This is a genomic window from Flavobacterium sp., from assembly GCF_046317795.1.
Taxonomy (GTDB): Bacteria; Bacteroidota; Bacteroidia; order Flavobacteriales; family Flavobacteriaceae; genus Flavobacterium.
Window position 1 is genome coordinate 1 of sequence record NZ_JBKCVI010000013.1, and the last position, 7,944, is coordinate 7,944.

5 protein-coding genes and 1 pseudogene are annotated in these 7,944 nt (G+C 34.4%); 3 read left to right on the forward strand and 3 right to left on the reverse strand.

The genetic code is table 11. From position 1 onward, the window contains the following. Nucleotides 1-269 precede the first annotated feature (269 nt). Entirely contained in the window at nucleotides 270-1,343 is a 1,074-nt protein-coding gene (prfA, locus tag ACK5ON_RS00810) for a peptide chain release factor 1 (RefSeq protein WP_409818993.1), read from the forward strand. Between the two features lie 264 nt (nucleotides 1,344-1,607). Beyond that, nucleotides 1,608-2,429, forward strand: a complete 822-nt coding sequence (gene pyrF, locus ACK5ON_RS00815; protein WP_396174140.1) for an orotidine-5'-phosphate decarboxylase — start codon at nucleotides 1,608-1,610, stop codon at nucleotides 2,427-2,429. A gap of 165 nt (nucleotides 2,430-2,594) precedes the next feature. On the opposite strand, the gene ACK5ON_RS00820 is transcribed toward pyrF, so the two are convergent. The 3 genes and pseudogenes from ACK5ON_RS00820 to ACK5ON_RS00830 form a co-directional block, all read right to left on the reverse strand. After that, nucleotides 2,595-4,484 carry a beta-L-arabinofuranosidase domain-containing protein gene (locus tag ACK5ON_RS00820; RefSeq protein WP_409818995.1) on the reverse strand — a complete coding sequence of 630 codons (1,890 nt, stop codon included), beginning with the start codon at nucleotides 4,482-4,484 and terminating at the stop codon, nucleotides 2,595-2,597. 2 nt (nucleotides 4,485-4,486) lie between these two features. After that, nucleotides 4,487-6,644: pseudogene (locus tag ACK5ON_RS00825) on the reverse strand (GH92 family glycosyl hydrolase). A gap of 68 nt (nucleotides 6,645-6,712) precedes the next feature. Further along, a complete protein-coding gene (locus ACK5ON_RS00830) occupies nucleotides 6,713-7,444 on the reverse strand; it encodes a DUF4197 domain-containing protein (RefSeq protein ID WP_396157305.1) in 732 nt (243 codons plus the stop codon). Between the two features lie 183 nt (nucleotides 7,445-7,627). Here ACK5ON_RS00830 and ACK5ON_RS00835 point away from each other — a divergent pair. Then, on the forward strand, nucleotides 7,628-7,944 hold a 317-nt coding region (locus ACK5ON_RS00835; RefSeq protein ID WP_409818998.1), incomplete at its 3' end, for a cobalamin-dependent protein.

The following is a 7,944-nucleotide window of genomic DNA, read 5'->3' on the forward strand; positions in this document are numbered from 1 at the left end:
CTATCGTTTTCCTTCTTCCATGTTTCGGATAAAATTCCGTCGTCCATTTTATTTTCCCAATTCCCAATAAGCCAATTCATTTTTTCTAATTGTTCGAAGTTTTTTTCCGATTTATTTTGGCAGGAAATAAATAAAACACAAACTACTATAACTATTACATTTTTCATGATAACTTTTTTAAGTGTTACAATACTATGAAAAAAACTTGAAACCTTTAACTTTAAACTTGAAACAAAAAATTGTATTTTTGCACACGAAAAAAAAATAATATGTTAGAAAGATTGCAATATGTAAAACAACGTTTCGACGAAATATCCGATTTGATTATTCAGCCCGATGTTATTTCTGATCAAAAGCGTTATGTACAGTTAAATCAAGAATACAAAGGGCTTAAAGCGCTAATGGAAAAGCGAGAAGAGCTAATTAATGTTACCGGAAATATTGAAGAAGCTAACGAAATTATAGCGGATGGTTCAGATGCAGAAATGGTGGAAATGGCCAAAATGCAATTGGATGAAGCCAAAGACCGTTTACCAGAATTAGAAGAAGAAATCAAATTCATGTTGATACCTAAAGATCCAGAGGATGCCAAAAATGTAATGGTCGAAATTCGTGCGGGGACTGGTGGTGATGAAGCATCCATTTTTGCTGGTGATTTGTTTCGTATGTATACAAAATATTGTGAAAGTCGTGGTTGGAGAACTTCGGTGGTCGATATGAATGAAGGAACTTCGGGCGGTTTCAAAGAGGTAATTTTTGAAGTAACCGGAGAAGATGTTTATGGCACTTTAAAGTTTGAAGCAGGGGTTCACCGTGTACAACGTGTTCCGCAAACCGAAACGCAAGGAAGAGTACATACCTCTGCAGCAACGGTTATGGTGTTGCCCGAAGCGGAAGAATTTGACGTACAAATTGATATGAATGATGTTCGGGTTGATTTTTTCTGTTCTTCTGGACCAGGTGGACAATCGGTGAATACTACTAAATCGGCAGTGCGTTTAACACACATTCCAACGGGATTAGTAGCACAATGTCAAGATCAAAAATCGCAACACAAGAACAAAGACAAAGCACTCGAAGTTTTGCGTTCTCGTTTATACGAACAGGAATTGGCCAAAAAACAAGCCGAAGATGCTACCAAACGAACATCGCAAGTAAGTTCGGGTGACCGTTCAGCAAAAATACGTACCTATAATTATGCACAAGGTCGTGTAACCGATCACCGCATCGGTTTGGATGTTTTTGATATGGATGGTGTGATGAATGGGAAAATTCAAAAATTTGTTGACGAATTACAGTTGGTTAACAATATGGAAAAACTAAAAGAAAGCGAAGTATTTTAATTGAAAATTTGATGTTTTTTTGGAGCAAATGGCTTGGGATTTATCATTTATGGCAATTCCCGCTTTCCGCTACAACCTGCCTGCCGGCAGGCAGGTCTTTTTCTTTTTGTCATCCTGAGCTTGTCGAAGGGACAAAAAGAAAAAGGATTTTCGCTATAATCGGGGCTAAAGGATAAATCATTTGAATATTTGACAACTTTTGGATTTTCTCTTGTCATTGCAGTTCAAAAACTTTAAAGTAACTTTGTCAAACAACTGCATTCTATGACAACACCACAACTTGTTCAGCAAATCAAAGCCAAAAAATCCTTTCTTTGCATTGGTCTCGATGTCGATTTAACTAAAATTCCAACCCATTTATTAGAACTCGAAGACCCCATTTTCGAATTCAACAAAGCCATTATCGATGCCACTCACGATTTGTGTGTTGCCTATAAACCAAACACTGCTTTTTATGAAGCTTATGGTTTAAAAGGTTGGCAATCGCTTGAAAAAACCATTAATTACCTTAACGAAAAGCATCCTGAAATTTTTACCATTGCCGATGCCAAACGAGGCGATATTGGTAACACATCCACTATGTATGCGAAAGCTTTTTTGGAAGATTTGAATTTTGATAGTGTTACCGTTGCACCTTATATGGGGAAAGATAGTGTGGAACCTTTTCTCGATTTTGAAAACAAACACACGATACTTTTAGCATTAACATCCAATGAAGGCGCTTTTGATTTTCAAACCAATCCCGAAGTTTCGGGAGTTAGCGAAGAGCTATATAAAACCGTAATTAAAACTTCCAAAACTTGGAAAAATAGTCAAAATTTGATGTATGTAGTTGGTGCTACCAAAACCGAATATTTTACTGAAATCCGTAAAATCATTCCGAACAGTTTTTTGTTAGTTCCTGGAGTTGGAGCTCAAGGTGGTAGTCTTTCAGAAGTTTGTAAAGTTGGAATGAACGAAGATGTAGGTTTATTAATAAATTCTTCCAGAGGAATTATTTATGCATCTGCTGGAGTAGATTTTGCCCAAAAAGCTCGAGAAGAAGCATTGAAAATCCAACAAGAAATGCAAGAAATTTTGAAATAAAAAAGCCGATGTTATGAGGACACCGGCATTCTTTTAACTAACCTAAACCAATTATAATAAAAAACCAAATTTATTACACCACAAATATACGTGCTCTTTACAAATGTATGTGTTAAGGTTATGTTATACTTATGTTATTGATTTCTAAAATTTTAACTTTTTATTTTAGAATGAGACTTGTCTCAATATTGTTTTTCCGAAAGGAATAAGGGTTACCGTTTCTGTTTTATTGGTTACAATGTTTTTTAAATCAGCTTTAATATTGTTGTTATTAAAAGTTGCCCTATGATTTTCAATAAATTTAAATCGCGTTTTATCTAATGGCTCATAATTTAAATCTTCAAATCCTCTAGCATATTCTTTTCCTTTAATTTGGAGTGAAGAAATTTCTTTTGCATAGAATAAACTTCCATACGAAAAGTAATGCTCCCCTTTACTATCAGTAATCACTTTAACCTCGGTTTTAAATTCAAGTTTAATGTTGTCATTTGTTTTAAATGTTCTTTCTATTATGATATAATCGTCTTCTACTCGATATTTTTCATTGGTTATTATGGATGTTGTCCAACTTGGTTTTCTTATTTTAAGTCTAAATGTTGTAGGTTTATCTAATAGTATTTGAAAATGAAAAGCATTCTCATTGGGGTAATTGGTTTTATTTTCAATCCTGATTTTTGACCCTTTAATTTCGGTTTCTAATACATTTGGCATCAATAAAGTGGCAACCATTGTATTTTCATTTTCTTTCATCCAAGACGATTGTATAAAATAGGGCGAAATTCTTCCTGCATTTGGGTTGCAACAAACTGCCACATCTTGATGCGCGGGAGAATATTTATAACGTGTTTGCTTTCTATCGGGTTCCACTTCACCATTTTTGGTGCCTAACATTTCATAAGAATTATCAGTTTTCAAATAGGCAATACAAGAATGGTTCGGATTTCTAGATCCTTGTGCGGCATTATAAAAAATAGTTTCAATGTCGTCTCCAATGCTAGCATTTCCTGTTTTTTGAAGAAATACGGTATAACTATCTAACAATTCGTGAATAGAGCAATATTCATAACCCGTATGTGTGGCATCTGCAGTTCGTTCAGCAATCCATTCATCGCCAATAGGTCCGCCAGTGGGAGTAGTCGTATTTTTTATTCTTTCGAGGTAAATGGTTAACGCTTTTTGCAAATCCTTATTTTGATAAGCTGCCACGATTAATGGTCGTAAATGTTCGTAGGTATGAACGCCATGCGATTTTAATTTATAGTTTGGATTTAAAATATTAGACAATTGCACATCACATTCTGATTGATATGTTTTAGAAAAATCTTGATATAAAAACAAAGCATATGCGGTATATTTTTTATCTCCGGTAAGTTGATACATTTTATCTAAAACATCGGTGAAGGTCAAACCATGAGAAACACCACCATTAAATTTTTCACCAGATGAAAAAGGACTTGAATTATTAATAGGATAATTGACCATCACATTGTCAACCGCTCGAACTAATGATTTCCAAACTTTTTCATCTTTAATTGCTTCATAGTATGCCAATAAACCGCGATGTAATGTAGCTTTTGACCACAATTCACCATTCTCTGAATTAAAATTATAACGCAGTTCTTTGTCGTAAATTCCTAAATAACCGTCCTCGTCTTGGGTTGCTAAAATCCGTTGAACATATTGATGTACTTTCTCAATTCCAGCTTTGTCATCAACTAAAAACACATTCCGAATATAACCATCCCACCAATTAGATTGCGTTTCGGAGTTCCACCATTTGTATTGATCACTTCCTTCGGCATCACCCGCTTTCAGGTTACCTAAATCTTTCACTTGACTATTTTTATGCAATCTGCCCGAACCATAAATAGGGTCATTAATCAAATCGGGAACCAATTTATCTAAATTTCCTAAATAACCTTCAACGTCCTTTTGCATTTGAGTTTTAAGCCAACCAGTTGGTTTGATGCTGCCAAAAGGTAATGATTGAAATTTTTCTTGTGCGTTTGCCATAAATACTGAAAATAGTAAAAATATTAATATCGATTTCTTCATAATTAATTGTTTATCATTTCAAATTTTAACGTTCCACCAGCCCTAATTTCTCTATAAGTGATGAATGGTTTTGCAATTTTTCTTTCATTCAAAAATCTATTTTCGTTGAATATAGTTTCATTCGAAAAATTGTAAGCATCTATTCTAAAATCTTTTCCATTATCTAAATGAATGACAGCTTTTTTAACTTGTGGACTTCCAAATACAAACTCGCCATTACTAGAATTAACAGGATAAAACCCTAACGTTGACAAAATATACCATGCACTCATTTGACCGCAATCGTCATTCCCAATCATACCATCGGGGGTATTGTTATGAAATTCATTGATGACTTTGTGAATGTATTTATGACCTGTTTTAGGTTCGTTGGAATAGGCATACAAATACAAAATATGATGACTAGGTTCATTGCCATGTGCATATTGCCCAATCATGGCTTCTTGCCCCAGAAACTTGTTCGGATTAGGTGTTTCAATAGTGAAGAAAGTATTTAACTGTTTGGTGAAATTGTCTTTTCCACCTAATAAATTTATCATTCCCTGAACATCATATTGCGCTGGTGTCCAAAAATACTGCCAGGCATTGGCTTCGGTATAATCGCCTGGATTGTTCATTGGTGATGTTGCGGTTAATGGATCAAAAGGCGTTCTGAAATTTCCTTTGGTGTCTTTTCCTCTGAATAATTTTGTTTCGGGGTCAAAGAGGTTTTTATAATAATTTGCTCTTTCATCGAAGGCAATTACATTGGTTTTATCGTTTAGTTTTTTTGCCATTTGACTTACACAATAATCATCAAAACCACTTTCTAATGTTCGTGAAACCGCTTCGTTATCTAATTTATCAAAAGGATAATAACCATACTGATTATACAAATCCCAATTAGAATTAATATGACTTTTGGTAGATGTTTCTACCATGGCTTTCAAAGCATCCTTAGCATCAAAACCTTTAAATCCATTGTTGTAAGCAGATAGTAGCATTGGGATAGCATGGTTGCCAATCATGCAATAATTATCTTGTCCCCAAGCTGTCCAAATGGGCAAAAATCCAGCTGCTTTGTGATGTATCAGCATGGAATTGACAATTCCGTTTACTTTCTCTGGAGCTATGATTTGTAACAGCGGAAAAGCACCTCGATAAATATCCCAAATAGATAGAGTAGAGTAGTATTCCTTGTTTGGAGCTCTATTAATTTTATCATCAGCACCGCGATATTTTCCATCCACATCAGTAATATTGGAAGGTTGTAAAAACAAATGATACAGTGAAGTATAGAAGATTTCTTTTTGCTTTTGCGATGCTTCAATGTCTATTCGATTGAGATAGCTGTTCCAAGCGTTGACATTTTCATTTTTTACTTTTTCAAAATTCCAATGCGGAATTTCGGATTGTAAATTATTTATGGCGCCATCAACCGAAACTGTTGATAAGGCAATTTTGACTTTTAGAATTTTGCTTTCGTTTAAGGTAAAAGACAGATTGAACTTTGGCGCTTTGTCTTTTTTGCCCATTGGGAGTTTTTCTTCTTCGAAAAAAGGAGTATCAAACTCTATGGTAAAAAAGTATTTTCGGGTTACCCAATTTTTGGTTTTGCAATAACCCGAAATAGTATGATTGTTTTCAGTTTTCACATCGCTTTCAAGCACTAAGCTATCCGTTAAAAATCGCAAACCATGTTGTAAATCAACTAGTACATTAGCATTTTTGGTTGGGTAAGTGTATTGATGAAAAGCAACTCTATCCGAGCAAGTCAATTCCACTTTTACATCATCTTTTTTGGTAACGGTATAATAACCCACACTGGCTTTCTCGGTTTCTTTATAATAAGAATTTTGCAGTTTTTTTTTTTGTTTTCGAATAAGGCATTAGCAAAATATCGCCCATTTCACCTATGCCGGTACCACTAAACCGCGTTTGTGAAAACCCCATCAATAAAGTGTCTTTGTATTGATAACCGCTGGTGTGGTTCCAACCTTCATCACGATTGTCTGGTCCGGGTTGCACCATGCCAAAAGGTTTAGAAGGACCTGGAAAAGTATGTCCCGTTCCGTCTGTGCCTATAAATACATTGACATAGTTTGCATTATTTTGTGCGTGACTAAAATGTAAAAGAAGAATTAAAACGAAAATAAGGAAGTTCTTAATTTTGGTTTGCATAATTCTGAATTAGATATAAACTCAAAATTAGGATATTTTTAAATAATAAAAATACATTTAAGTATAAATTACTTTTTATCCTGAGCCGCAAATACTTTTTTTAACAAACTTGAACTCCTAGAATTCAAATTAGTTCTAATCTCTTTTTCTTCAACCGCAATCATTTTAAAAACACCTTCTAACGCTTTGTTGGTGGTATAATCGGTTAAATCGGGATTGACTTTGCTTACTAATGGAATGCTATTGTATTTTTTGATGATACTTGCCCAAACTTTATCGGCGCCTACTTTAGCAAAAGAACTTTGAATAACAGGATTAAATTTGGTGTACAATGCAGTACTAGTTGAAGTTTGAAGATAGTTTGTTGCTGCGCTTTCATTTCCCATGAGTATGTTTTTAGCATCGTTAAAACTGATATTCTTCACAGCATCCATAAAAATTGGTGTTGCCTCTTTTACGGCATCTTCGGCAGCGCGGTTCAGCATCAAAATCCCTTCATCAGCAAGTGAGCCAAGTCCCATTTTTCGCAATGTTTTATCCACTTTTTGCAATTCTTCGGGCAAAAGAATTTTAACTAATTCGTTTTTGTAGAAACCATCTTCGGCAGTCAATTTGGTAACTTGTTTGGTAATACCGTTATTTAAAGCTTCTTTCAATCCTTTGGAAATATCGGTAGAATTTAAAACAGAACTACTACTGGGAAGTTTTGTTGGAATAACTTTTTTGACTTGATCTGGTAGTTTTATTTGAGCAAAACCTAGGAAAGGAATTAACAGAAGCAGCGTTATTATTGTTTTCATATTTTATTTTTTTATACTAAATATCAAAAATTAAGCCAGTTGTTTTTTGCAAAACTACTATTATGTTATTATTAACCAGAGTCTTTTTTTTGATGTGTTTTATTTTTATGTTTTCTACGAAATCGTTGTAACAATTTTTATTTATTGCGTAAATTGCGCACTCAAAATTTTCATATTCGCAAAATGGAACCACAAATACCTTACATACCTAAAAATAAAGTTAGAATTGTTACTGCTGCTTCTCTTTTTGATGGACATGATGCCGCTATTAATATCATGCGTCGCATTATTCAAGCTACCGGAGTTGAAGTCATTCACTTGGGGCACGACCGTAGTGTGGAAGAAGTAGTGAATACTGCCATACAAGAAGATGCCAATGCCATTGCTATGACTTCCTATCAAGGTGGTCACAATGAGTATTTCAAGTATATGCATGACTTATTGAAAGAAAAAGGTGCTGGACACATCAAAATATTTGGTGGTGGCGGTGGTGTTATTTT